Raw genomic sequence first — 21,735 nt, 5'->3', positions numbered from 1 at the left:
AAAGAAACGCTAATCTGTCGATGTTTTTAATATTGCCTTCTCAACCCATAAAAAAAATCGGAAATTCTTTAATAGAGTTTCCGATTTTGTTTATTTAAGCCATTTTATTTTTCATGCGTAACTACTACTTTAATTGTTATTCAATTGTAGCTTTGTCTAACGCTTTAACGAAGTCATACAATGAAGCTGTATCTAAGTTTTTGATCTTTTTGTTGTATAGATCATAGTAACTTAAACCATTGATTGCTACATATGGACATAAAGCAGAAACTTTTTCGTAAACTTCTTTATAAGCAGCAGTACTTACAGTTTGATCAGTTGTGTGTAATGCAGTATCTAATAATGCATCTAAATCAGGATCTGATAAACGAGCTGTGTTATCTGTTTGACCAGTTTGGCATAATAAGTTGATACCAGTGTCATCACCTGAACCAAATTGCCATCCCATGTAAGATACTTCCCAATCGTTAACTGTATCATCACCTTGAACAGTCGCAATCATTGTGTTGAATTCACTTAAGTTTGTTTTGAAATCAATGCCAAGTTCTTCGCCCCAAGCCTTTTCTAGCATTGGAAGCATTGTATCTAATTGATCTTTACCTTTTGTAGAAACCATACGAACAGTTAATTTTTGTCCATCTTTTTCACGTTTTCCATCACTTCCTACAGTCCAACCAGCATCATCTAAGATTTGTTTAGCTTTTTCGATATCATAATCATAGTAAGTCATGTTGTCATCTTTTTCTTTACCAGTAATGATATCACCTAATTGTGATGAAATTGGGTTAGCCATTAATACTGGAACGAAACCAGGTTGAGTTTTCTTAACATCCTTACTTCCTTTAGAGAATGAGTAGTAGCTATCAACAAATGATTGACGGTCAATCGCATAAGTTAATGCTTGACGCACAGCAGGATCTGCAGTGGCTCCGGCTTCACAGTTGTAAATAAAGTATTGCATTGAGCTTGATGCGTAGTTGTTGTAAGTTAAGTTCTTATCTAAACTAGCTGTACCAACTTTATCGGCATTATCAGCTTGTGGTAATAAGTCAACAGTTCCTTTTTGAAGTTCTTGAAGTTCTGTTGAAGTATCACAAATCTTCATTACAACATTATCAATTTGGTATTCTCCATCTTTAGCTTTAAATTTATCATTCTTGACAAATGTAGCAGCTGAATCTTTTTGGAAGTTTTTCAATACATATGGTCCAGTACCAATTGGTTCACTAGCCTTGTCTTCAAACATCTTTGTATCACCTTTTTTGTATTTTTTGAATTGTGAATTAGAGATGATTGGGAATGTACCAACTTGACTGATTGCATCGATTCTTGGTGTTGCCAAGTGGAAAGCAACTGTGTAATCGTCGATTTTTTCAACACCGCTTAGAGTTTTGGCATCTCCATCGTGATATTCTTTATAACCTTCTAAGTAATCAACATATGTTGAGAAACGACCAGTATAGCTTGGGTCAGCCATAGCTGTAAATGTTAATACAACATCATCTGCATCCAATTTAGATCCATCAGAGAATTTCACTCCTTTTTTCAATTTGAATGTTAATGTTGATCCATCCTCACTAATAGTTGGTTGTTCAGTAGCAAGTTGTGGTTGTAATTGATTATCACGATCATAGCTCAACATACTTTGATAAACCATTTCAATAACGTAATCATCATATACTGTTTGATAATACAATGGAGAAAAAATTCCATTGAAACCTGTGTTTAAACCTACTGTCAACGTTTTACCATTTGCACCAGATGATCCACCAGCACAACCAGTCATCATTACAGCTGCCATACATACGGCACCGGCCTTTTTTAAATAGTGACTTGTTTTCATAATTTGCACCTATCCCTTCTTGTGATGTCACTAGTGTAAAACTTTACAATGAAAAATGCAAGTAAAATTTACATTATTTTACATTTTTATGTAAAATAATTATATTTTATACATAATGTATATATAATGTGAACAATATGTCGTTTAATGCATACACATTTTATGAATAAACTATGAGAAAAAGTTCACATTGTTTTTGTGGTAAATAAAGCATTTTTGGACTATACTTTGATAGAAAAGAGGTAGTTAAAGTTATGATTATTGATGAATTAGAAAAAAAGGTCCAAGGAAAGGGAGTACGAATCGTATTTACCGAAGGTTGGGATCCACGTGTACAAAAGGCAGCTATAGATTTGAAAAATAATGATGTTGTTTGCCCAGTATTATTAGGAACTCCAGAAGAAATCGCTGGTTGTGCACAAAAGAATAGTTTAAATGTTGAAGGAATCGAACAAATCGATCCAAATAATTTCGAACATATGGATGAAATGGTTCGTAAAATGGTTGAGTTACGTCGTGGTAAAATGGACGAAGAAAAAGTTCGTACAGCATTGAAGAGCACAAACTATTTTGGAACTATGTTAGTTCAAATGGGATATGCTGATGGATTATTAGGTGGTGCTACATATTCTACAGCGGATACTGTACGTCCAGCATTACAATTAGTAAAAGCAGCTCCAGGAAACCAATTAGTTTCTTCTTGCTTCATTTTAATTAAAGAAGAATCCCAATTGATTATGGGTGACTGCTCAATTAACATCAACCCTAACACAGATGATTTAGTAGAAATCACAATGCAAACAGCAAAGTCAGCTCGTCAATTTGGTGTAGAACCAAAAGTTGCATTATTGTCATATTCAACAATGGGTAGTGCAAAAGGTGAATGTGTTGCTAAGATGACTGAAGCAAGTGATCGTTTGCGTCGTATTGCTGATTTCGATATTGATGGAGAAATGCAATTTGACTGTGCAGTAAGTGAAGAAGTTGCTCGTTTAAAAGCTCCAAATTCAAAAGTTGCTGGACATGCAAATACTTTTATCTTCCCTAACTTGTCAAGTGGAAATATTGGATACAAAATTGCTGCTCGTTTAGGTGGATATGAAGCAGTTGGACCAATCTTACAAGGATTAAACGCACCAATCAATGATTTATCTCGTGGATGTACTTCAGATGAAATCTACAAGATGGCTATTGTAACTGCTGCTCAAAAAGATATGGATATTTAATTTTAATAATTATATTTTTCGATAAAAGAATCTCAATTGAGGTTCTTTTTTTCGTGCTATGAAAAAAAAGACGATTTCTCATCTCTTAGACTACGATATTAAAAACATGTACTGCAATATTGAAATAAACTAGAATAGAGCAAGTATCCACTATTGTTGTGATTAATGGACTGGCCATAATAGCTGGATCTACACCAATCTTATTTGCAAATAATGGAAGAATACAACCAATTAATTTTGCAACAATAACAACAACCATTAATGAAAGGGCAACGACAATCGCGATATTAAAGTTTTGGTATTGAATGAAAATACGTAAACCATTAGCTGCAGCTAAAATAAATCCAACAACAAGTGAAATTCTAAATTCTTTAAACATGACTTTAAAAATTTCTTTAAAATGAATTTCTCCCAAAGCTAAACCACGAATAATCAAAGTTGAACTCTGTGATCCACAGTTTCCACCTGTATCCATTAACATGGGAATAAAAGATACTAGTAATGGTACGGCACTGAAGGCATTTTCATATCGGGTGATAATACTTCCTGTGATTGTGGCAGAAAACATTAAGACAAGTAACCATAAGATACGGTGTTTTGCTTGTTGCCAAACCGTAGTTTCAAAATATGTTTTTTCATTGGGTTCCATGGCAGCCATACGAGAAATATCTTCGTTGGTTTCATCAACCATAACATCCATGGCATCGTCAAATGTAACAATACCAACAAGACATCCATCACTATCAAGTACGGGCATCGCAATCAAGTCATATTTTCTAAATAAGTGAGCAACCTGCTCCTGATCTGTATGAGTGTGTACAGAAATAATGTTCGTATTCATTAGATTTGTGATATTTTCATCATCATCACTTGTCATTAAGCTTTTAGCTGTCACAATACCAATCAATTTTTTGCTTTCTGTGACATAACAAGTATAAATAGTTTCCTTATGAATACCAATATCCTTAATATGATTCATGGCCTGTTTTACAGTCATTGTTTTTTTCAATGTGACATATTCAGTCGTCATGATGGAACCGGCACTGTCTTCAGGATATTTTAAAAGTTTGTTGATGGTTGAACGCTTATTTGAATCTAAGTTTTTCAAAATACGCGTTACTAAGTTTGCAGGTAGATCCTCTAACATATCTACTGTATCATCCATATAAAGATCGTCTAATAGTTCTTTTAATTCAGTTTCTGAAAACATGTCTACCAGATATGTCTGCATCTTCGAACTCATGCATGAGAATACATTGGCAGCTTTTTCTTTAGAAATTAAACGGAATGCCAAAGCACATTCTTTCGCATCTAACTCTTCTAAAAAGGCAGCTGTATCCATATCGTTCATTTCGGAAAGTATATTTTGTGCAGTTTTGTATTTTTTGTCTTGTAGTAATTGAATGAATTCTTCTTTGTTCATCATAATTATGTACCTCTGCTTTCTTTAAAAAATTCAAACTATTCCCATCCGAATCCGTACACATACAAGCTTCACCTCCTTATATAAAGAAAACGCCATTGCCTAAACAATGACGTCATTAACCTAAGTATCACCGTTCAAGCTTTAGTATCACAGGGCATATTAATTACATTAAGCCAAGCCCTTGCGACTTAGCCTGCTGACCAACGAGTTGTGTCTCCACAACTTTGCGGCAGTAATCTTAGGAAATCCAAATCCCTGCGGTAACCTCACCTACCGTATATCTTTATGTACGTGAAAAGAATAATATAAATTAGTAAGTGAGTCAACCTTAACAGTATAAAAACTATGTTAAATTTAAATTATATGAAAACTATATGAAACTATATTATATGAAACAAATTCACTACTTGCAGGATTTGCAGCACTTATGATTGGCATTGTTTTGGCTTGGAAAGATAAAAGTTTATTTCAAGTATCCATCGCATGTTGTTTAATCGTTTTAACAATGGAATATATAATATGAAAATAATGCCACAAAAGTGACATTATTTTTTTAGTATATCTATTGTATGTGAACTTGCACCAATGAGTTCTTGTCTTTCACAAGTGGCAAGATGATATTTGATGAACAATTCAAATGTTTCATCATCCATCTTATTTAAAATTGGGCGCATATAATCACTTGGACCATCGGCTGCAATAATTTGGATTCGTTCTAAACCTACCTCTTCATTTAATTGATTGATTGTATCTAGACGAATGTAACTGTATAAATCATCTATATTCGTTTGCGTTTGAAATGTTTCATCGAGTTTTTTGGCTGCTAATGATTCTTTGATGTGTCCATCTCGAAAGCCGTGGACTAAGACGCTATATTCATTCATAACGTAAGCTACAAAAATAATTCCATCTTTTTTTGTAACGCGTTTAGCTTCGGATAATGCTTTTAATTTATCTTCATAACTAAATAAATGGTACATGGGACCAAATAGTAGGGTGATGTCAAAAGTGTTATCTTGATATCTTGATAAATCTAAAGCGGTTCCTTGATAGGCTTTCACATTGCTTTTTTTAGCTTTTAAAACACCAAGATTATATTTAACAAGTTCAATCGCATCGACTTGATATCCTTCATTACTTAAGGCAACGCTATATCTGCCGGTTCCGGCTCCAATATCCAATATGCGATCTTCAGGCTTTAAATATTTATGGATGTATTTCATGCTTGTTGTATATTCTACTTGACCGTGTCTTGATAGTAATCTTTTATCTTCACAAAATTTACCGTAATAATTTTCTAATTTACTCATGCATTATTTCCTCAACTTCTTTAATATAATAAGGTATATGTTTGGATTTTTGCAACGTTTCATGTATGATTATTTGTGGACAAAAACATATGTTTTATGAATGTAGAAATAGATAATAAATAATTTGGAGGTCAACTATGGAAAAAGAATTTAAGGCGATATATGGACAGGCAATGTCGATTGTGACGCATAAGCCTAGTCAATACGCAAAGAATATCACATTGCGTTATCCTATGAAATCGACATTCAAAGGGGATAAGATACGTATTTGTTTAGACAACTTTACAGGAAAAGAAGGCGTGGTCTTTGATTCAATCACAATTGGACGAGTTATTAGTGGACGTGATTTAGATCCAACATCCATTGTGGATATTACTTTTAATGGTTCAAAAGGACTTCATCTTGATGTGGGAGAACAATGTTATAGTGATGCATTGGATTTTAAAGTGCATGAACAAGAAACAATCGCAATTAGTTTCTATTTAAAAGAATTCACCCACTTACGTTGTGGCGTATATACACAAGGACCATTAAGTACGGGTTATTTTGGAGAAGGTGATTTCTCTCATGCAGGTATTATGGATCATGCTTCAAGCATGAAGACGCCATGGGTGTTTTTCTTAAGCGAAGTGGCTGTTTTGACAGAACCAGAATATAAAGTTATTACTTGTTATGGTGATTCTATTACTTCGCAGGATTGGCCCGATTATTTACAGAAGTTAATGTGGGAAAATAATAAAAAAGTGTCTGTAGTTCGAAAAGCCGTTAGTGGTACACGTATTTTAAGACAATATTCTTGTGTACAGTATGAAGCATATGGATTAAAAGGAGATTATCGATTTGGTCACGAGATGCATGTGGCTGGGAGTGATACTTTAATTATTCTGCAAGGAATAAATGATATTATTCATCCAGTCGGTGTTGAAAAGAATGAATTTAGACCATGGCAAGATCTTCCGTCAAGTAAGGAATTGATTGAGGGTTTAAGAAAATATGTAAAGCACGCGAAATCATTAGGAATGAAAGTCTATATTGGGACGTTGATTCCGATTGAAGGCTGGCGTACTTATGCATATTTTAGAGAGAACTTGCGTAATGAAGTCAATGAATGGATTCGTACAACGGATGAAATTGATGGCGTAATTGATTTTGATAAAGATATTTGCGATGGACATAAAATGCAAGATGCATTTGATAGTGGAGATCACTTACATCCAAGTGATGAGGGATATGCGCAAATGGCAAAAACTGCATACAATAAGATGTCCATGGAGTAATTCCATGGACATTTGTCATATGTGAAAGAAATAGGCAGAAAGAGAGAAGTATAGTGAGTAAATGAGGTAACTGCTTATTTCTATATACATATAGAATAAGGAGAAGAACTTAAAGTAATCTTAAAAAGAAGGTGAATAGAATGGTACAAATTGGAGTTTATGGCTTAGGTGGTATTAGCCGTCGCGTAATACAAGGTGTTTTGTTTTCACGTAATGCGAATCTATATGCAGTATGTTCTTCTAGTATAGAAAAAGCGGATGCTTTTAAAGAGGAGTACGGAGCCGAAAAAGCTTACGATAACTATGAGAAGATGTTGAAGGATACAAATATAGATATGATATATATTTGTACGCCAAATTATTTACATGCCAAACATATTCAGTTGGCATTGGCAAATCATAAACATGTAGTTTGCGAAAAACCAATGTGTGTATCTAGTGAAGAATTACATGCATGCTTTGATTATGCACACCAACAAAACTGTTTTTTAATGGAAGCCCATAAAACGGTTTTCACACCATTAAATCAAAAATTATTTGAAATGATTTCAAATGAAGAAATTGGTGAAATAAAATCAATAGATGCTCAATATGCAACAAAACTGACAGAAACAATTTCAGACTGGCATTTTAACCAGCCAGGATCTGGATGCATGTTTGATATTGGGGTTTACCCTATTTGTTATGCAAATAGAATGGCGAATAGCTCAATATTGAAAGTATCTCGATTTCAGGATGAAGCTTTGATTGAATATGAAAATGGGTGCGTGGCACATATCGCAACAAGTTGGGATGTGGATATGGAAAATACAGCTCATATATATGGTACAAAGGGTAGTGTTACTTGTAAGAATTTTTGGAAGAATACAGAACTTGTAATGAATGATAAAAAGATTGTGGTAGAACAGAAATCGGATTTTACTGGTGAAATCGAACATGCGTGTACTTGTATAGAGAGTGGTTTGATTGAAAGTCCTATAATGTCAAGAAATGCAAGCTTAGAAATTCTTAAGGTCATTGGAGTATGAGAAGAAAAGTTAAATTAAGTAGAATTTTAATTCTTATATTGATTCCTATTTTAATTGTGAGTGGTAGTGTTTATGTGATTTACATGTTGTTTACACAAGAAGAATCGGTAATAGAAGAAAAGAACTATTATGATTTAAATTTATTTTCTTTGGAAAATGGATTAATGACATATAAAGATTCTTTGTATAAGGTATCCACTGGAATTGATGTATCAAGTCACAATGGAGCTGTTGACTGGGCAGCTGTAAAGACGGATGGAATTGAGTTTGCGATGTTAAGGATAGGTTATCGTGGTGCCCAAGAGGGAATCTTACATGAAGATGAATATTTTAATACAAATATTCAACAAGCTATTCAGAATCATCTTAAGGCAGGTGCTTATTTTTTCTCGAGTGCAATTTCGGCTGAAGAGATTGATGAAGAAGTAGATTTAGTGTTGAATAAAATTAAGGGATATAAGATTCAAATGCCAGTTGTTTATGATATGGAAGAATTTGATCAGGGTGGAAGAATTGATGATTTGTCTCTAGAACAAAGAACGAAGCTGGCCTTACGGTTTTGTAAAAAGATCAAAGAAGCTGGATATCAACCAATGGTATATGGAAATATGACTTGGTTATATCAAAATTATGATTTTGAAAGAATATCAAAATATCCGATTTGGCTAGCAAGTTATTCAATAAGTTGTCCGATGGAGGATAAATTTGATATGTGGCAATATTCAAATAAAGGTCAAGTTAATGGAATAGAAGGAGATGTGGATATGAATATATATCTACAAAAGAAATGATATGATAGATTTTGAAAAATTCGAAAAGTAATGCGATGAAATTCGCAAAATTAACACAAAGTACATTGAAGGATTTGTAAATGAACTTTCAAAAAAGGGATTTGTTGATAAAACAATAAAGCGTCATTATGGAAAAGTAGATTTTTATTTAAACGATTCTTTGTTGAATGAAGATGCTTTAACTATGGAAAATGGTTGTAAGGATGAATACTTAAGTGATTTCTTTGGATACTTTTTCATACGTAAGTGTATGTGGAGCACACAGGATACAGTTAAGTCAACAATTGCAAATCTTAAAAAGTTTTATCGATTATCAAAAGAAGATTATGAAGAATTCACGGATACAATTTGTGCTAATAAGGAATATTGGATAGATTGTTGCAGTGAATATAATGATGGAATAAGTGAATGGTGATAAAAATGGAAATAAATGATGGATATATGCCGTTTAAGGGCTTTAAAACATACTATCGTATTGTGGATGGAGGAGATAAGACTCCATTGATTTGTTTACATGGAGGACCAGGATCAACACATAATTATTTTGAAGTGTTGGATTGTATTGCTAAGACGGGAAGAAAAGTGATTATGTACGATCAACTTGGCTGTGGTAAATCATTTGTAGAAGGTCATGATGAATTGTGGAATCAAGATACGTGGATGGAAGAACTTGAAGCGTTGATGGAGTATTTAAATATTGAATCTTGTCATTTGTTGGGACAATCCTGGGGTGGTATGTTAGCCATTGCCTATGCGATTGAAAAGAAAAGCACGAGATTGAAGTCTTTAATTCTTTCGAGTACATTATCTTCAGCTTCACTATGGGCTAAAGAGCAACATCGTATGATTTCATTTATGTCGGATGATGAGCAACGAGCAATTTTAAGTGAAGACTATGAATCTGATCAATATCAATTGGCTAATGAGCATTATATGCAGCTTCATTGTGCAGGGCCATTTGATGAAGATACGCCAGAATGTGTTAAAAGAGAAAAGAAAGCTGGGACTCGTGCCTATTTAATTGGCTGGGGACCTAATGAATATACTCCGCTTGGAACTTTGAAGGATTTTGAGTATACAAATCGATTGAACGAAATTCAAGTTCCGGCACTAATAATAAGTGGAACGAATGATTTATGTACACCATTAGTTGCCAAAACTATGTATGATGGAATAAAAAATGCAAAATGGCATTTAATGCCAGAATGTCGTCATATGTGTTTTGTGGATGATCATGATACATATTGTCACAATTTAGAGGATTGGTTAGCGTCTGTTGATTAAAAACAGACGCTTTTTTACATGTTTTTAAAAAACAGGTGTATTTTTATTGTTTAAAACAATATTTGCGACCCACTGATATCAGTTGTCACAGTTATTTTTTGGAAACAGTTAAAAAAATAAAAAATAAAACGTGTTAAAACACGATAAATAAGGGCTTTAAAAGAATTATTAAATTTTTTTAATTTAGGGGTTGAATGCATGAAATATATGTGTTAGAATACAGGAGCTTGCGATGAAGTGCGAGGTTGCTGACCCACTGAGAACCGTTGTCATGGGTGTGGCCAGGTAATTCGCATGGAGCATGTTTATCTAGAATAAACGAAAGGAGTTAAACATGGCAAAAAATACTATGAGAATTCGCTTAAAGGCGTATGAGCACAGAATCTTAGATGATAGTGCAAAGAAAATTGTCGAAGCTGCGACAAAACACGGAGCTAAAAAGGTTGTAGGACCAGTTCCATTACCTACTGAAAAACAGGTAGTAACAATTCTTCGTGCGGTTCACAAATACAAAGATTCACGTGAACAATTTGAAATTCGTACGCACAAGCGTTTGATTGAGATTGTTGCACCAAACAAGGAAACGATTGATTCTTTACAAAGACTTGAACTTCCTAGCGGTGTCGACATCGAAATTAAACTTTAATGGAGGTGTCAATGATGAAAGGACTATTAGGAAGAAAATTAGGAATGACACAAGTCTTCACTGAAGATGGTGTATTGATTCCGGTAACTGTAGTTGAAGTAACACCAAACGTTGTTTTACAAAAGAAAACAATTGAAACAGATGGTTACAACGCAGTTCAATTAGGATTTGAAGAAATCAAAGAAAAACGCACAACTAAAGCAAACATCGGACACTGTAAAAAAGCAAATACAAGTCCAAAGCGTTTCATTAAGGAAGTGCGCGACTGTGACATGGACGTAAACGTTGGGGATTTAGTTAACGTTGATATCTTTGCTGCAGGAGAAACAGTAGATGTAATCGGTACAAGTAAAGGTAAAGGTTACAATGGTACAATCGTTCGTAACAATGCTCACCAAGGTCCAAAGACTCACGGTGGATCTAAGAACATTCGTCACATCGGTTCATTAGCTACAAACGGTATTACTTCACGTCAAGGACGTATTATGAAGGGTACTATCATGGCTGGTCAAGAAGGTGGATATACTACTACAAATCAAAACTTGACAGTTATTAAAGTTGATACAGAAAACAACTATATGTTAATTAAAGGTAACGTTCCTGGACCTAGAAAAGGCTGTGTAATGGTACGTACTGCTAAAACTAGCAAGGGAGATAAAGAACCTGTTACTTTAGTTGACTATACTGCAAATAAGGAGGTTCAATAATGGCTACTATCGACGTAATTAACCAAGCTGGTGCAGTTGTTGGTTCAATCGAATTGAACGACGCTGTTTTCGGAATTGAACCACACCAACAGGCTATGTATGATGCATTAGTAATGCAAATGGCAAGCCGTCGTCAAGGAACTGCTGACACTAAGGGTCGTAGCGAAGTTTCTGGTGGTGGACGCAAGCCTTACCGTCAAAAAGGTACAGGACGTGCTCGTCAAGGTTCTATCCGTGCTACTCAATTTAGAGGTGGTGGAACTGTATTCGGAGCTACTCCACGTAACTATGCATACCGCATTAACAAAAAAGTTCGCCGTTTAGCAGTTAAATCTGCATTGAGCGAAAAAGTTCAAGAAACAGCATTCAGCGTTTTGGATAAATTTGAAATTGCTGAACCAAAAACAAAAACATTTGTTTCAATTATTGAAGCTATCCAAGCGCCTAAGAAAACATTGTTTGTTGTTGCAGATAGTGAAGATGCAACAAACGTTTACTTATCAGCACGTAATATTGCTGGAGCTACAGTAATGTCTGCTTCTGCAATCAACACTTACGATTTAGTAAATGCAAACAAAGTTGTTATGACAAGCGCTGCCGTAAAACAAGTTGAGGAGGCATTGGCATAATGAAAGATTACAGAGACGTAATTATCCGCCCAATCATCACTGAAGCAACTATGAAGATGATGGCTGAAGATAACAAAGTAACTTTTGAAGTAGTTAAGGGTGTTAGCAAAATCGAAATTGCTAAAGCTGTTGAAGCTGCATTCAATGTAGAAGTTGTAAAAGTAAATACAATGAACTGCAAACCAAAAACAAAACGTGTAGGTCGTTATGTTGGAAAAACAAGCGCTGTACACAAAGCTATTGTAAAAATTAAAGAAGGACAAACAATCGAATTGTTCGGTTCTGAAGAATAATCAGGGAGAAGACGCTATTTCCTGAATAAATATTGCGATAAGGAGGAAAATTAAGTTTATGCCAATTAAGAAGTATAAACCAATGACACCTGGACGTCGTGGAATGACAACTTTGGCTAAAGATGAAATCACAACATCTAAACCAGAAAAAAGTTTGTTAGCTCCATTGAAATCTAAAGGTGGAAGAAACAACACAGGACGTATTACTACACGTCACCAAGGTTCTGGTCACAAAAGAACTTACCGTATCATCGATTTCAAACGTAACAAAGACAACGTGCCTGCACGTGTTGCTACAATCGAATACGATCCAAACCGTTCAGCAAACATTGCATTGTTAAACTATGCTGATGGTGAAAAACGTTATATCATCGCTCCAAAAGATTTGAAGGTTGGTATGACAGTTGTATCAGGAGCAGAAACAGATATTAAACTTGGTAACTGCTGCGAAATGAGAAACATGCCTGAAGGTACATTCATTCACAACGTTGAATTGAAACCTGGTAAAGGTGGACAGATGGCTCGTAGTGCTGGATGTTCAGCTCAGATCTTAGGTATTGAAGAAAAATATGTAACTTTACGTTTAGCTTCTGGTGAAGTTCGTAAAGTATTGGCTAATTGCCGTGCTACTGTAGGTACAGTTGGTAATGAAGATTACAGCTTAGTTAACTATGGTAAAGCAGGACGTAACCGTTGGAGAGGTATTCGCCCAACTGTTCGTGGTTCTGTAATGAACCCTAATGATCACCCTCATGGTGGTGGTGAAGGACGTACTCCTATCGGACGTAAATCACCAATGACTCCTTGGGGTAAAAAAGCATTGGGTGTTAAAACTCGTCGTAACAAGAAGGCTAGTACAAAATTAATTGTACGTCGTCGTAATGGTAAGTAGGCAAGGAGGTAAGATACAATGAGTCGTAGTTTGAAAAAAGGACCTTTCTGTGATGACCATTTGATGAAAAAGGTTGTTGCATTAAATGAAGCCGAAAAAAAAGAAGTAATTAAAACTTGGAGCCGTCGTTCTACAATCTTCCCTCAATTTGTTGAACACACATTTGCCGTTTATAACGGTAAGGAACATGTTCCTGTTTATGTAACAGAAGACATGGTTGGACACAAATTAGGTGAATTCGTTCCAACACGTAAATACACTGGTCATGGATCAGATGATAAGAAATCTAGATAGTAGGAGGAGAAGAAATGGAAGTAAAAGCTACCGCAAAAACTCTACGTATTCAACCTCGTAAAGCAAGACTTGTCTTAGACTTGATCCGTGGAAAAGACGTAGAAGAAGCAGCTGCTATTTTGAAATTCTTACCTAACAAAGGTGGATATCTTGTTGGTAAAGTATTACACTCAGCTGTTGCTAACGCAGTTAACAATAACGATTTAGATGAAAGCAAGTTATATGTGAAGGCTTGCTGGGCTGACGAAGGAATTACTTTGAAACGCTTCATGCCTCGTGCTAAAGGTAGTGCGAGTGCTATTCACAAACGTACAAGCCACATTACAGTTGTAGTGGCTGAAAAAGAGTAGGAGGTAAGCTATGGGACAGAAAGTAAGTCCAATTGGAATGCGTGTCGGAGTCATTCGTGACTGGCAATCAAGATGGTACGCTGACGATAAAGAATTCGGAACATTATTAATGGAAGATGTTAAGATTCGTGAATTGGTTGAAGCATACTACGCTAAATTATCAAACGAAGCTGTCGACAAACGTAAGGCAGACCCTCAAATCTCTCGTATCGAAATCGAACGTACTAAGGGTCGTATGACAGTTATCATCCGTACTGCTCACCCTGGTGTAGTAATCGGTCAAGATGGAAAATCAATCGAAGGATTGAAAAAACAAGTTTCAAAAATCGCTTCTGCAAAGAACGTACAAATTAACGTTGTAGAAGTTGCTAATCCTAACTTAGATGCTCGTTTAGTAGCTCGTTGGATTGCTAACGAATTGGAAGGACGTAAATCTTTCCGTGCAACTCAGAAAAAAGCTATTCAAAACACTATGCGTGCTGGTGCAAAAGGTATCAAAACTGCTGTATCTGGACGTCTTGGTGGAGCTGATATGGCACGTACTGAAGGATATTCAGAAGGAGTTGTTCCTTTACATACACTACGTAGTGATATTGACTATGCTTGGGAAGAAGCAGCGACTCAATATGGTCGTTTAGGTGTAAAAGTTTGGATCTGCCGTGGTGAAGTATTACCTGGTGAAATGGTTAAAGAACCAGAAGCTCCAAAACAACGCCCAATGCGTAAAGGAAAAGGACGTCGTCGTCCAGATGCTCGTTCAAACCGTGCCCCTAAAGATGCTGCTAAAGCTGCAGCACCTGCAGAAAAAGGAGGTAACGAATAATGTTAATGCCTAAACGTACAAAGTATCGTCGTCCTCACCGTTTGAGCTACGAAGGTCGTTCAAAAGCAGGTCGTACTATTGACTTTGGTGAATATGGATTGGTTGCTGAATCTGGAAACTATGTAAGTAACCGTCAAATTGAAGCAGCCCGTATTGCTATGACACGTTATATGAAACGTGGAGGAAATGTTTGGATTCGTATTTTCCCTCACATGGCACGTACTAAAAAACCTCTAGAGGTTCGTATGGGTTCTGGTAAAGGTGCTCCTGAAGGATGGGTAGCAGTAGTTCAACCAGGACGTGTAATGTTCGAAGTTGGTGGAGTAAGTGAAGAAGTAGCTCGTGAAGCTTTACGTCTTGCTGCTCACAAATTACCAGTTAAGACTCGTTTTGCTAGAAAAGGAGAAGTGAAGTAATGTTAGCTAAAGAAATCCGCGAAAAAACAAATGAAGAGCTTCTTCAGGAAATCGATACGCTTAAAGATGAACTTTTTAACCTTCGTTTCCAGCAAGCCACAGGACAGTTAGAAAATACAGCTCGTTTAAAAACTGTTAAGAAAACAATTGCTCGTATTAAAACTGTATTGACAGAGCGTGAAAACGCTGGCCAAGAGTAGGGAGGACGTATCTATGGAAAGAAACGCTCGTAAAGTATACCGTGGTACTGTTGTGTCTGATAAAATGGATAAAACTATCACAGTTATGGTAGAAACTAAAAAAACACACCCATTATATGGTAAACGTGTTAAATATTCTAAGAAATTTAAAGCTCACGATGAAAACAACGAAGCACGTATCGGAGATAAAGTAGTAATTATGGAAACTCGTCCATTATCTGCTACAAAACGTTTCCGTTTAGTTGAAATCGTTGAAAAGGCTCGTGGTTAATACTAGGAGGAGAAAGCAATGATTCAAAACGAAAGTCGTATGCGCGTTGCTGACAACACTGGAGCTAAAGAAGTTTTAGTTATCCGTTGTTTAGGTGGTAGCGTAAGAAAATTTGCAAACATCGGTGATGTCGTTGTATGTGCTGTTAAACAGGCTACTCCTGGTGGATCCGTAAAAAAAGGTGATGTAGTTAAAGCCGTAATCGTACGTACACGTCGTGGTGTTCGTCGTGAAAACGGAACTTACATCAAATTTGATGATAACGCATGTGTAATCATTAAAGATGACAAGACGCCTAAGGGAACTCGTATCTTCGGTCCAGTTGCTCGTGAATTACGTGACAAAGACTTCATGAAGATCGTATCTCTTGCGCCAGAAGTATTATAGGAGGTGTGTCTAAGTGAGAATTAAAAAAGGTGATAAAGTAAAAGTTATTACAGGTGCTTACAAAGGCACAATCGGTGAAGTAAAAGCTGTATTCCCTAAGGAAGACAGAGTTATCGTTGAAGGTGTTAACATGGTTAAAAAACACTTGAAACCAACTCAAGCAAATCCTGATGGTGGAATCGTTGAAAAAGAAGCTAAAATTCATGTTTCAAATGTAATGCTTTATGATGAAAAAGCAAAAGTTGCTAGCCGTATTACAACAAAAGTTGAAGTTGTAGATGGTAAAAATGTAAAAACACGCGTCTTCAAGAAGAGCGGTAATGAAGTGAAGTAGGAGGGTAGAAGATGAATCGTTTACAAGAAAAATATAAAAACGTAGTTGTCCCTCAAATGATGAAAGATTTCGAATACAAATCTGTCATGGAAGTACCTCACGTTGAAAAAGTAGTTATTAATATTGGTGTAGGTGATGCTATCACTAACGCTAAATTATTAGACGAAGCTGTTGAAGAATTGACAGCTATCACTGGTCAAGCTCCAGTAGTAACAAAGGCTAAAAAATCAATTGCGAACTTCAAATTGCGTGAAGGTATGCCAATTGGATGTAAAGTTACTTTACGTAAAGAAAAAATGTATGAATTCTTAGATAAGTTATTCAACATTTCATTACCTCGTGTACGTGACTTCCGTGGAGTTAGCGATACTAGCTTCGATGGTCGTGGAAACTATACATTAGGTATTAAAGAACAAATCATTTTCCCTGAAATTGATTTCGATAAAGTAGACCGTACTCGTGGTATGGACATCGTAATCGTTACATCAGCGAAAACAAACGAAGAAGCAAAGGCATTATTAACTCAAATGGGTATGCCTTTCAAAAAGTAGGAGGAGCTTTTAAATGGCAAAGAAATCAATGATTAACAAACAACAGCGTCCTCAAAAATTTAAAGTTCGTGAGTACACTCGTTGTGAACGTTGTGGTCGTCCACACTCTGTATTAAGAAAGTACAAATTATGTCGTATTTGCTTCCGTGAATTGGCTTACAAAGGTCAAATTCCTGGAGTTAAAAAGGCTAGTTGGTAAGGAGGTATATTGCATATGATTATGACTGATCCTATTGCGGATATGCTGACTAGAATCCGCAATGCTTTGCAACAAAAGCATGCCTCTGTCAGTATGCCAGCGAGCAATGAAAAGAAAGCAATTGCTCAAATTTTGAAAAACGAAGGTTTCATCGTAGACTTCAACGTAGAAGGCGATGTTAAGAAAACTTTGAACATCGAATTGAAATACGGACCTAACAATGAAAAAGTTATCAGCGGTTTACGTCGAATTTCTAAACCTGGTCTTCGTGTTTACGCTAAAGTTGAAAACTTACCTAGCGTATTAAACGGATTAGGTATCGCAATCATTTCTACAAGTAATGGAATGATGACTGACAAAGAAGCAAGAAAGAACCACTTAGGTGGAGAAGTTATTGCTTACGTTTGGTAATAAATATATAGGAGGATAAAACGTAATGTCACGTATCGGGAATAAACTGATTACCGTTCCTGCAGGAGTTACTGTTGAAGTAGCTGCTGGGAATGAGGTGACTGTTAAAGGACCTAAAGGTACTTTAACACGTACATTCTCTTCTTTGATGGAAATCCACGTAGAAGATAATGTTGTCACTGTAAAACGTCCAAATGACGAAAAACACACAAAACAATTACACGGAACAACTCGTGCTTTGTTACACAACATGGTAGTTGGTGTATCTGAAGGATTCACTAAAGACTTAGAATTAGTTGGTATCGGATTCCGTACAGCAATGAAAGGAAACGTATTAACTTTAAACGTTGGATATTCTCACCAAGTTGAGATGCCAGTTAAAGAAGGCTTAGAAGTAACTTGTCCAACTGCTACAACTATCAAAGTTGCAGGTATCGATAAACAAGAAGTTGGAGAATTTGCAGCAAATGTTCGTGCTGTTCGTAGACCAGAACCTTACAAAGGAAAAGGTATTCGCTATGTTGGTGAAATCATCCGTCGTAAGGAAGGTAAAACAGCAGGTAAGAAATAGTAGTGGGAAAGGAGATCAAAAATGTTTACTAAAGTATCACGTAATGAAACTCGTGTACGTCGTCACAAACGTGTACGTACAAAAATTAGCGGAACTCCAGAATGCCCACGTTTATGCGTATTCAGAAGTAACGCACACATCCATGTTCAAATCATTGATGATGTTAACCAAAACACATTGGTCAGTGCTTCAAGTGTTGACATGAAATTAGAAAATGGTGGAAACGTGGAAGCAGCTCGTTTGGTAGGAACTGAAATTGCTAAGCGCGCACTAGAAAAGAATATTAAAGAGGTTGTATTTGACCGTGGTGGATATGTTTATACTGGTCGTGTACAAGCTTTAGCAGAAGCAGCTCGTGAAGCTGGCTTGGAATTTTAGGAGGTCGCACAATGGCAATGGATAGAAAACCAAAAAGAGACCAAAAAGAATTTGAAGAACAAGTAATCTCAATCAACCGTGTAACTAAGGTAGTTAAAGGTGGACGTCGTTTCCGTTTTGCTGCATTAGTTGTAGTTGGAGATCGTAAAGGCCGAGTAGGTATTGGTACAGGAAAAGCTAACGAAGTTCCTGATGCAATCAAAAAAGCTGTTGAAGATGCTAAGAAAAACATCTTCACAGTACCAGTAATCGGTACAACAATCCCTCACGAAATCACTGGTAGATATGGTGCAGGATCTGTATACATGCGTCCAGCTATCGAAGGTACTGGTGTTATCGCTGGTGGTGCAACTCGTGCAATCCTTGAACTTGCAGGTATCTCTGATATCTTAACTAAATGTTTAGGATCACGTACAAAAATCAACGTTGTTCGTGCAACAGTTGATGCATTACAGAACTTAAGAACTGTAGAAAGCGTTGCTGCGCTTCGTGGTAAGAAGCCAGAAGAAATTCGCGGGTAATAGGAGGTAAATCAGATGAAATTACATACAATGAATTTAGCCGAAACTCGCACAGAACGTAACCGTGTTGGTCGTGGACCTGGAAGCGGAAACGGAAAAACAAGCGGTCGTGGACAAAAAGGTCAAAAATCAAGATCAGGTGGAGGAGTTCGCTTAGGTTTTGAAGGTGGTCAAACACCATTAGCAAGACGTTTACCAAAACGTGGATTTACTAACTTCAACCGTAAAGAATATGCTATCGTTAACGTTGAAACATTAAATCGATTCGAAGATGGAGCAACTGTTAATGCAGCTGCTTTAATTGAAGCTGGAATTATTAATAAAGAACTTTCTGGACTTAAAGTTTTAGGTAACGGTGAGTTAACTAAAAAATTAACTGTTGAAGCAGTTAAATTCTCTAAGTCAGCTAAAGAAGCAATTGAAAAAGCAGGCGGAAAAGTAGAGGTTCTATAATATGGCAGGCAAGATAAAGGCAATGTGGACGAATAAGGATATCCGCAATAGGATTCTATTCACCCTATTTGCCTTTCTTGTCTATCGTTTGGGATCAGCCATTACTGTACCTGATGTAAATACAACAGATTTAGTAAATGGTCTTGGGGAAAACTCATTGTTCGCAATGTTAAATCTTTTAGGAGGTGGAGGACTTGAACAGTTCTCTGTCTTCGCTTTAGGAGTTACTCCCTATATCACAGCTTCTATCATTATTCAGTTATTAAGTATGGACGTCATTCCTCACTTAACAGAGTTGAGTAAAGCAGGGGCTAATGGTCGTAAAACATTAGACAAGTACACAAGATATCTTGCGGTCGTGTTTGCCTTTGTGCAATCATTCTCATTAGTATATGGTTTCTCAAAAGCATATACAGGTTTGATTGTCGGCGGTGTTACAATCAGTAAGATTTTATATATTGCTACAATATTTGCAGCAGGAAGCATGTTTTTAGTGTGGATTGGAGACCAAATTTCCATGAAAGGTATCGGAAATGGTATTTCCATGGTAATTATGGCTGGTATTGTTGGGCGTATGCCGCAACAATTCTCCAGTGCATGGTCAAGCTTAATTTCAGGTGAGTCTGCGCCTTCCTATGGGGCTTGGTTATTTGCTGCGTATATATTAATATACTTATTAATTATTATCTTTGTTACGTTGATTAATACAGCGGAAAGAAGAATTCCAATTCAATATACATCAAGTTCAATTTCATTGAGCAAACCAAGTGAAGCAAACTACTTGCCATTGAAAGTCAATTCAGCAAGTGTTATTCCGGTCATCTTTGCTAGTTCATTGATGATGGCACCAATTCAAATTGCTTCATTCTTTCCATCAAATGATTTCACTAAAGAAATGCAAAAATGGTTAGGGTTACAGACATGGTATTCACTTGTAATTTATGTATTATTGATTTTATTCTTTACATTCTTCTATACGAAGATGCAAATTAATCCAGAAAAAGTTGCTGAAAACTTGGGTAAATCTGGATCGTATATTCCTAGTGTTCGACCAGGTTCGGAAACAAAAGACTATATTAACCGTGTTTTATCAAGAATTACAGTATTAGGATCTGTTGCTTTAGCATTTATTGCTGTTATGCCACATGTCATGCCATTAATTTGGCCTGATCTTCCAGGCTCAATGGCTTTGGGTGGAACAGGAATGATTATCGTTGTTGGTGTTGCTATTGAAACAGTACGTCAAGTACAAGGATTGATTACTCAAAAATCTTACAAGAAATATTACGAAGACTAAGATCTTCAGGAGAATAGATATGAATATATTTATTATGGGAGCTCCTGGTTCTGGTAAGGGAACATTCTCTACTAAGATCAAAGAAGAATTCAATTTGAATCATATTTCTACAGGAGATATTTTCCGTGCAAATATTGCTGGTGGAACTGAATTGGGTCTACAAGCAAAAGCGTATTCTGAAAAAGGTTTATTAGTACCTGATGAAATCACAAACAAAATGGTTAAGGATTACTTAAACACTTTGGAAGATAAAAAGAACGGATATTTATTAGATGGATATCCAAGAACTTTGGCTCAGGCAAAAGCTTTTGAAGAAATGACTAATGGAACAGATTTAGCAGTTGAAAAAATTGTTTATATGGATGTTCCATTTGACGAATTAACTCGTCGTATTACAGGTCGTCGCACTTGTAAAAATTGTGGAGAAATCTACAACATCTATTCAAAACCAACAAAAGTTGAAGGTGTATGTGATGTTTGCGGTGGTGAATTAACACAACGTAAAGATGACAACGAAGAAAGCTTAAAGGTTCGTTTAGATGAATATGCAAAGAATACTGAACCAGTAATTGCATATTATGAAGATAAAAATATGGTTTCAAGAATTGATGCGTCAAAATCTATGGAAGAAATTTGGCCAGAATTAAAAGAAGCCTTGAAAAACAACTAAGTTGCGCTTATAATATATAAGCGCAACTTTGCTTGCGATTTATACATTCACGTTTCTGTTAAAATCCGCATGTACACATACGCATTTTAGCAGGGCCATTAAAATACGTGAATCATTACGTAGGAGGAAGAAAGATGAAAGTAAGACCATCTGTTAAACCAATCTGCGACAAGTGTCGAGTAATTCGACGCAAAGGACGTGTGATGGTAATTTGTGAAAACCCAAAACACAAACAGAGACAAGGAAACTAAAGTAGG

At 36.1% G+C, this 21,735-nt stretch carries 32 protein-coding genes and 1 riboswitch; of the genes, 29 read left to right on the top strand and 3 right to left on the bottom strand.

Annotated features, from left to right (window positions below; translation table 11 throughout):
- Positions 1 to 136: 136 nt before the first annotated feature.
- A complete protein-coding gene (locus FYJ55_RS06745; protein ID WP_154556175.1) occupies positions 137 to 1,843 on the bottom strand; it encodes an ABC transporter substrate-binding protein in 1,707 nt (568 codons plus the stop codon).
- Positions 1,844 to 2,097: 254 nt separating this feature from the next.
- Between FYJ55_RS06745 and pta the strand changes: the two genes are divergently transcribed.
- Complete coding sequence (gene pta, locus FYJ55_RS06740) at positions 2,098 to 3,069, top strand: phosphate acetyltransferase (protein WP_154556174.1); 972 nt, start codon at positions 2,098 to 2,100, stop codon at positions 3,067 to 3,069.
- Positions 3,070 to 3,154: 85 nt separating this feature from the next.
- Here the strand turns inward: pta and mgtE are convergent, their stop codons facing one another.
- Together mgtE and FYJ55_RS06730 are read right to left on the bottom strand one after the other, a co-directional pair.
- A complete protein-coding gene (mgtE, locus tag FYJ55_RS06735; RefSeq protein ID WP_229771122.1) occupies positions 3,155 to 4,495 on the bottom strand; it encodes a magnesium transporter in 1,341 nt (446 codons plus the stop codon).
- 118 nt (positions 4,496 to 4,613) lie between these two features.
- Positions 4,614 to 4,780, bottom strand: a riboswitch (M-box (ykoK) riboswitch).
- Between the two features lie 260 nt (positions 4,781 to 5,040).
- Complete coding sequence (locus FYJ55_RS06730; protein ID WP_154459534.1) at positions 5,041 to 5,805, bottom strand: class I SAM-dependent methyltransferase; 765 nt, start codon at positions 5,803 to 5,805, stop codon at positions 5,041 to 5,043.
- 137 nt (positions 5,806 to 5,942) lie between these two features.
- Here FYJ55_RS06730 and FYJ55_RS06725 point away from each other — a divergent pair, with 137 nt between their 5' ends.
- From FYJ55_RS06725 to rpmJ, 28 genes are all read left to right on the top strand, one after another.
- Positions 5,943 to 7,082 carry a GDSL-type esterase/lipase family protein gene (locus FYJ55_RS06725; RefSeq protein ID WP_154556173.1) on the top strand — a complete coding sequence of 380 codons (1,140 nt, stop codon included), beginning with the start codon at positions 5,943 to 5,945 and terminating at the stop codon, positions 7,080 to 7,082.
- A 140-nt stretch (positions 7,083 to 7,222) separates the two neighbouring features.
- Positions 7,223 to 8,110: a Gfo/Idh/MocA family protein gene (locus FYJ55_RS06720; RefSeq protein ID WP_154556172.1), complete on the top strand. Its 888-nt coding sequence runs from the start codon at positions 7,223 to 7,225 to the stop codon at positions 8,108 to 8,110.
- Positions 8,107 to 8,901: a glycoside hydrolase family 25 protein gene (locus FYJ55_RS06715; RefSeq protein WP_154556171.1), complete on the top strand. Its 795-nt coding sequence runs from the start codon at positions 8,107 to 8,109 to the stop codon at positions 8,899 to 8,901. Before FYJ55_RS06720 ends, FYJ55_RS06715 begins: the two co-directional genes overlap by 4 nt.
- 184 nt (positions 8,902 to 9,085) lie before the next feature.
- Positions 9,086 to 9,316, top strand: coding sequence for a hypothetical protein (locus FYJ55_RS06710; protein ID WP_195836686.1), 231 nt, complete (start codon positions 9,086 to 9,088; stop codon positions 9,314 to 9,316).
- Positions 9,317 to 9,321: 5 nt separating this feature from the next.
- Complete coding sequence (pepI, locus tag FYJ55_RS06705) at positions 9,322 to 10,185, top strand: proline iminopeptidase (RefSeq protein ID WP_154556169.1); 864 nt, start codon at positions 9,322 to 9,324, stop codon at positions 10,183 to 10,185.
- 334 nt (positions 10,186 to 10,519) lie between these two features.
- On the top strand, positions 10,520 to 10,831 hold the full coding sequence (rpsJ, locus tag FYJ55_RS06700; RefSeq protein ID WP_003864845.1) for a 30S ribosomal protein S10: 312 nt from the start codon (positions 10,520 to 10,522) through the stop codon (positions 10,829 to 10,831).
- Between the two features lie 14 nt (positions 10,832 to 10,845).
- Positions 10,846 to 11,538 (top strand): 50S ribosomal protein L3, encoded by a 693-nt coding sequence (gene rplC, locus FYJ55_RS06695; protein WP_154556176.1) that lies wholly within the window; start codon positions 10,846 to 10,848, stop codon positions 11,536 to 11,538.
- A complete protein-coding gene (gene rplD / locus FYJ55_RS06690; RefSeq protein WP_117572723.1) occupies positions 11,538 to 12,167 on the top strand; it encodes a 50S ribosomal protein L4 in 630 nt (209 codons plus the stop codon). The genes rplC and rplD overlap by 1 nt, the downstream gene beginning before the upstream one ends.
- The gene (gene rplW / locus FYJ55_RS06685) at positions 12,167 to 12,460 is read left to right on the top strand and encodes a 50S ribosomal protein L23 (protein WP_003864842.1); all 294 of its coding nucleotides are present in this window, start codon (positions 12,167 to 12,169) and stop codon (positions 12,458 to 12,460) included. The genes rplD and rplW overlap by 1 nt, the downstream gene beginning before the upstream one ends.
- Positions 12,461 to 12,518: 58 nt before the next feature.
- Positions 12,519 to 13,352 (top strand): 50S ribosomal protein L2, encoded by an 834-nt coding sequence (gene rplB, locus FYJ55_RS06680; protein WP_154556168.1) that lies wholly within the window; start codon positions 12,519 to 12,521, stop codon positions 13,350 to 13,352.
- Between the two features lie 18 nt (positions 13,353 to 13,370).
- Positions 13,371 to 13,646 (top strand): 30S ribosomal protein S19, encoded by a 276-nt coding sequence (rpsS, locus tag FYJ55_RS06675; RefSeq protein WP_117572729.1) that lies wholly within the window; start codon positions 13,371 to 13,373, stop codon positions 13,644 to 13,646.
- Positions 13,647 to 13,660: 14 nt separating this feature from the next.
- Positions 13,661 to 13,996: a 50S ribosomal protein L22 gene (gene rplV, locus FYJ55_RS06670; RefSeq protein WP_117572731.1), complete on the top strand. Its 336-nt coding sequence runs from the start codon at positions 13,661 to 13,663 to the stop codon at positions 13,994 to 13,996.
- A 10-nt stretch (positions 13,997 to 14,006) separates the two neighbouring features.
- A complete protein-coding gene (rpsC, locus tag FYJ55_RS06665) occupies positions 14,007 to 14,819 on the top strand; it encodes a 30S ribosomal protein S3 (RefSeq protein ID WP_118114944.1) in 813 nt (270 codons plus the stop codon).
- Positions 14,819 to 15,235 (top strand): 50S ribosomal protein L16, encoded by a 417-nt coding sequence (gene rplP, locus FYJ55_RS06660; RefSeq protein WP_003864837.1) that lies wholly within the window; start codon positions 14,819 to 14,821, stop codon positions 15,233 to 15,235. The genes rpsC and rplP overlap by 1 nt, the downstream gene beginning before the upstream one ends.
- Complete coding sequence (gene rpmC / locus FYJ55_RS06655) at positions 15,235 to 15,435, top strand: 50S ribosomal protein L29 (RefSeq protein ID WP_003864836.1); 201 nt, start codon at positions 15,235 to 15,237, stop codon at positions 15,433 to 15,435. The genes rplP and rpmC overlap by 1 nt, the downstream gene beginning before the upstream one ends.
- A gap of 13 nt (positions 15,436 to 15,448) precedes the next feature.
- Positions 15,449 to 15,706 (top strand): 30S ribosomal protein S17, encoded by a 258-nt coding sequence (gene rpsQ, locus FYJ55_RS06650; RefSeq protein WP_117572735.1) that lies wholly within the window; start codon positions 15,449 to 15,451, stop codon positions 15,704 to 15,706.
- Between the two features lie 18 nt (positions 15,707 to 15,724).
- Positions 15,725 to 16,093 (top strand): 50S ribosomal protein L14, encoded by a 369-nt coding sequence (gene rplN / locus FYJ55_RS06645; RefSeq protein ID WP_003864834.1) that lies wholly within the window; start codon positions 15,725 to 15,727, stop codon positions 16,091 to 16,093.
- Between the two features lie 13 nt (positions 16,094 to 16,106).
- Complete coding sequence (rplX, locus tag FYJ55_RS06640) at positions 16,107 to 16,427, top strand: 50S ribosomal protein L24 (RefSeq protein WP_117995788.1); 321 nt, start codon at positions 16,107 to 16,109, stop codon at positions 16,425 to 16,427.
- Between the two features lie 11 nt (positions 16,428 to 16,438).
- Positions 16,439 to 16,978, top strand: coding sequence for a 50S ribosomal protein L5 (rplE, locus tag FYJ55_RS06635; protein WP_003864832.1), 540 nt, complete (start codon positions 16,439 to 16,441; stop codon positions 16,976 to 16,978).
- 13 nt (positions 16,979 to 16,991) lie between these two features.
- Positions 16,992 to 17,177: a type Z 30S ribosomal protein S14 gene (locus tag FYJ55_RS06630; protein ID WP_003864831.1), complete on the top strand. Its 186-nt coding sequence runs from the start codon at positions 16,992 to 16,994 to the stop codon at positions 17,175 to 17,177.
- A 15-nt stretch (positions 17,178 to 17,192) separates the two neighbouring features.
- Positions 17,193 to 17,588 (top strand): 30S ribosomal protein S8, encoded by a 396-nt coding sequence (gene rpsH, locus FYJ55_RS06625; protein ID WP_117572739.1) that lies wholly within the window; start codon positions 17,193 to 17,195, stop codon positions 17,586 to 17,588.
- 25 nt (positions 17,589 to 17,613) lie between these two features.
- Entirely contained in the window at positions 17,614 to 18,159 is a 546-nt protein-coding gene (rplF, locus tag FYJ55_RS06620) for a 50S ribosomal protein L6 (protein WP_154556167.1), read from the top strand.
- 21 nt (positions 18,160 to 18,180) lie between these two features.
- A complete protein-coding gene (gene rplR, locus FYJ55_RS06615) occupies positions 18,181 to 18,537 on the top strand; it encodes a 50S ribosomal protein L18 (RefSeq protein ID WP_118114947.1) in 357 nt (118 codons plus the stop codon).
- An 11-nt stretch (positions 18,538 to 18,548) separates the two neighbouring features.
- Complete coding sequence (gene rpsE, locus FYJ55_RS06610) at positions 18,549 to 19,058, top strand: 30S ribosomal protein S5 (RefSeq protein ID WP_117572743.1); 510 nt, start codon at positions 18,549 to 18,551, stop codon at positions 19,056 to 19,058.
- Between the two features lie 15 nt (positions 19,059 to 19,073).
- Positions 19,074 to 19,511: a 50S ribosomal protein L15 gene (gene rplO / locus FYJ55_RS06605; protein ID WP_117572744.1), complete on the top strand. Its 438-nt coding sequence runs from the start codon at positions 19,074 to 19,076 to the stop codon at positions 19,509 to 19,511.
- A 1-nt stretch (position 19,512) separates the two neighbouring features.
- Entirely contained in the window at positions 19,513 to 20,808 is a 1,296-nt protein-coding gene (secY, locus tag FYJ55_RS06600) for a preprotein translocase subunit SecY (RefSeq protein ID WP_154556166.1), read from the top strand.
- A gap of 19 nt (positions 20,809 to 20,827) precedes the next feature.
- Entirely contained in the window at positions 20,828 to 21,478 is a 651-nt protein-coding gene (locus FYJ55_RS06595) for an adenylate kinase (protein ID WP_154556165.1), read from the top strand.
- 134 nt (positions 21,479 to 21,612) lie between these two features.
- Positions 21,613 to 21,729: a 50S ribosomal protein L36 gene (rpmJ, locus tag FYJ55_RS06590; protein ID WP_003866328.1), complete on the top strand. Its 117-nt coding sequence runs from the start codon at positions 21,613 to 21,615 to the stop codon at positions 21,727 to 21,729.
- Positions 21,730 to 21,735: the final 6 nt, after the last annotated feature.

The organism is Holdemanella porci (assembly GCF_009696075.1).
GTDB lineage: Bacteria > Bacillota_I > Bacilli_A > Erysipelotrichales > Erysipelotrichaceae > Holdemanella > Holdemanella porci.
Note: the sequence above shows the minus strand (reverse complement) of the source record. Positions and strands in the feature narration are given on the sequence as shown.

Bases quoted from the DNA above. Each gene is read 5' to 3' on its own strand.
- FYJ55_RS06715 (WP_154556171.1), top strand. From the start codon at position 8,107: ATGAGAAGAAAAGTTAAATTAAGTAGAATTTTAATTCTTATATTGATT.
- rplV (WP_117572731.1), top strand. From the start codon at position 13,661: ATGGAAGTAAAAGCTACCGCAAAAACTCTACGTATTCAACCTCGTAAA.
- rplW (WP_003864842.1), top strand. From the start codon at position 12,167: ATGAAAGATTACAGAGACGTAATTATCCGCCCAATCATCACTGAAGCA.
- rplF (WP_154556167.1), top strand. From the start codon at position 17,614: ATGTCACGTATCGGGAATAAACTGATTACCGTTCCTGCAGGAGTTACT.
- rplR (WP_118114947.1), top strand. From the start codon at position 18,181: ATGTTTACTAAAGTATCACGTAATGAAACTCGTGTACGTCGTCACAAA.
- FYJ55_RS06725 (WP_154556173.1), top strand. From the start codon at position 5,943: ATGGAAAAAGAATTTAAGGCGATATATGGACAGGCAATGTCGATTGTG.
- rplO (WP_117572744.1), top strand. From the start codon at position 19,074: ATGAAATTACATACAATGAATTTAGCCGAAACTCGCACAGAACGTAAC.
- pepI (WP_154556169.1), top strand. From the start codon at position 9,322: ATGGAAATAAATGATGGATATATGCCGTTTAAGGGCTTTAAAACATAC.
- FYJ55_RS06595 (WP_154556165.1), top strand. From the start codon at position 20,828: ATGAATATATTTATTATGGGAGCTCCTGGTTCTGGTAAGGGAACATTC.
- rplC (WP_154556176.1), top strand. From the start codon at position 10,846: ATGAAAGGACTATTAGGAAGAAAATTAGGAATGACACAAGTCTTCACT.
- rplP (WP_003864837.1), top strand. From the start codon at position 14,819: ATGTTAATGCCTAAACGTACAAAGTATCGTCGTCCTCACCGTTTGAGC.
- FYJ55_RS06745 (WP_154556175.1), bottom strand. From the start codon at position 1,843: ATGAAAACAAGTCACTATTTAAAAAAGGCCGGTGCCGTATGTATGGCA.
- rpmJ (WP_003866328.1), top strand. From the start codon at position 21,613: ATGAAAGTAAGACCATCTGTTAAACCAATCTGCGACAAGTGTCGAGTA.
- rplB (WP_154556168.1), top strand. From the start codon at position 12,519: ATGCCAATTAAGAAGTATAAACCAATGACACCTGGACGTCGTGGAATG.
- secY (WP_154556166.1), top strand. From the start codon at position 19,513: ATGGCAGGCAAGATAAAGGCAATGTGGACGAATAAGGATATCCGCAAT.
- rpsC (WP_118114944.1), top strand. From the start codon at position 14,007: ATGGGACAGAAAGTAAGTCCAATTGGAATGCGTGTCGGAGTCATTCGT.
- FYJ55_RS06630 (WP_003864831.1), top strand. From the start codon at position 16,992: ATGGCAAAGAAATCAATGATTAACAAACAACAGCGTCCTCAAAAATTT.
- rpsJ (WP_003864845.1), top strand. From the start codon at position 10,520: ATGGCAAAAAATACTATGAGAATTCGCTTAAAGGCGTATGAGCACAGA.
- rpmC (WP_003864836.1), top strand. From the start codon at position 15,235: ATGTTAGCTAAAGAAATCCGCGAAAAAACAAATGAAGAGCTTCTTCAG.
- pta (WP_154556174.1), top strand. From the start codon at position 2,098: ATGATTATTGATGAATTAGAAAAAAAGGTCCAAGGAAAGGGAGTACGA.
- rplN (WP_003864834.1), top strand. From the start codon at position 15,725: ATGATTCAAAACGAAAGTCGTATGCGCGTTGCTGACAACACTGGAGCT.
- FYJ55_RS06720 (WP_154556172.1), top strand. From the start codon at position 7,223: ATGGTACAAATTGGAGTTTATGGCTTAGGTGGTATTAGCCGTCGCGTA.
- rplD (WP_117572723.1), top strand. From the start codon at position 11,538: ATGGCTACTATCGACGTAATTAACCAAGCTGGTGCAGTTGTTGGTTCA.
- rpsS (WP_117572729.1), top strand. From the start codon at position 13,371: ATGAGTCGTAGTTTGAAAAAAGGACCTTTCTGTGATGACCATTTGATG.
- rpsH (WP_117572739.1), top strand. From the start codon at position 17,193: ATGATTATGACTGATCCTATTGCGGATATGCTGACTAGAATCCGCAAT.
- rplE (WP_003864832.1), top strand. From the start codon at position 16,439: ATGAATCGTTTACAAGAAAAATATAAAAACGTAGTTGTCCCTCAAATG.
- mgtE (WP_229771122.1), bottom strand. From the start codon at position 4,495: ATGATGAACAAAGAAGAATTCATTCAATTACTACAAGACAAAAAATAC.
- FYJ55_RS06730 (WP_154459534.1), bottom strand. From the start codon at position 5,805: ATGAGTAAATTAGAAAATTATTACGGTAAATTTTGTGAAGATAAAAGA.
- FYJ55_RS06710 (WP_195836686.1), top strand. From the start codon at position 9,086: ATGGAAAATGGTTGTAAGGATGAATACTTAAGTGATTTCTTTGGATAC.
- rpsQ (WP_117572735.1), top strand. From the start codon at position 15,449: ATGGAAAGAAACGCTCGTAAAGTATACCGTGGTACTGTTGTGTCTGAT.
- rpsE (WP_117572743.1), top strand. From the start codon at position 18,549: ATGGCAATGGATAGAAAACCAAAAAGAGACCAAAAAGAATTTGAAGAA.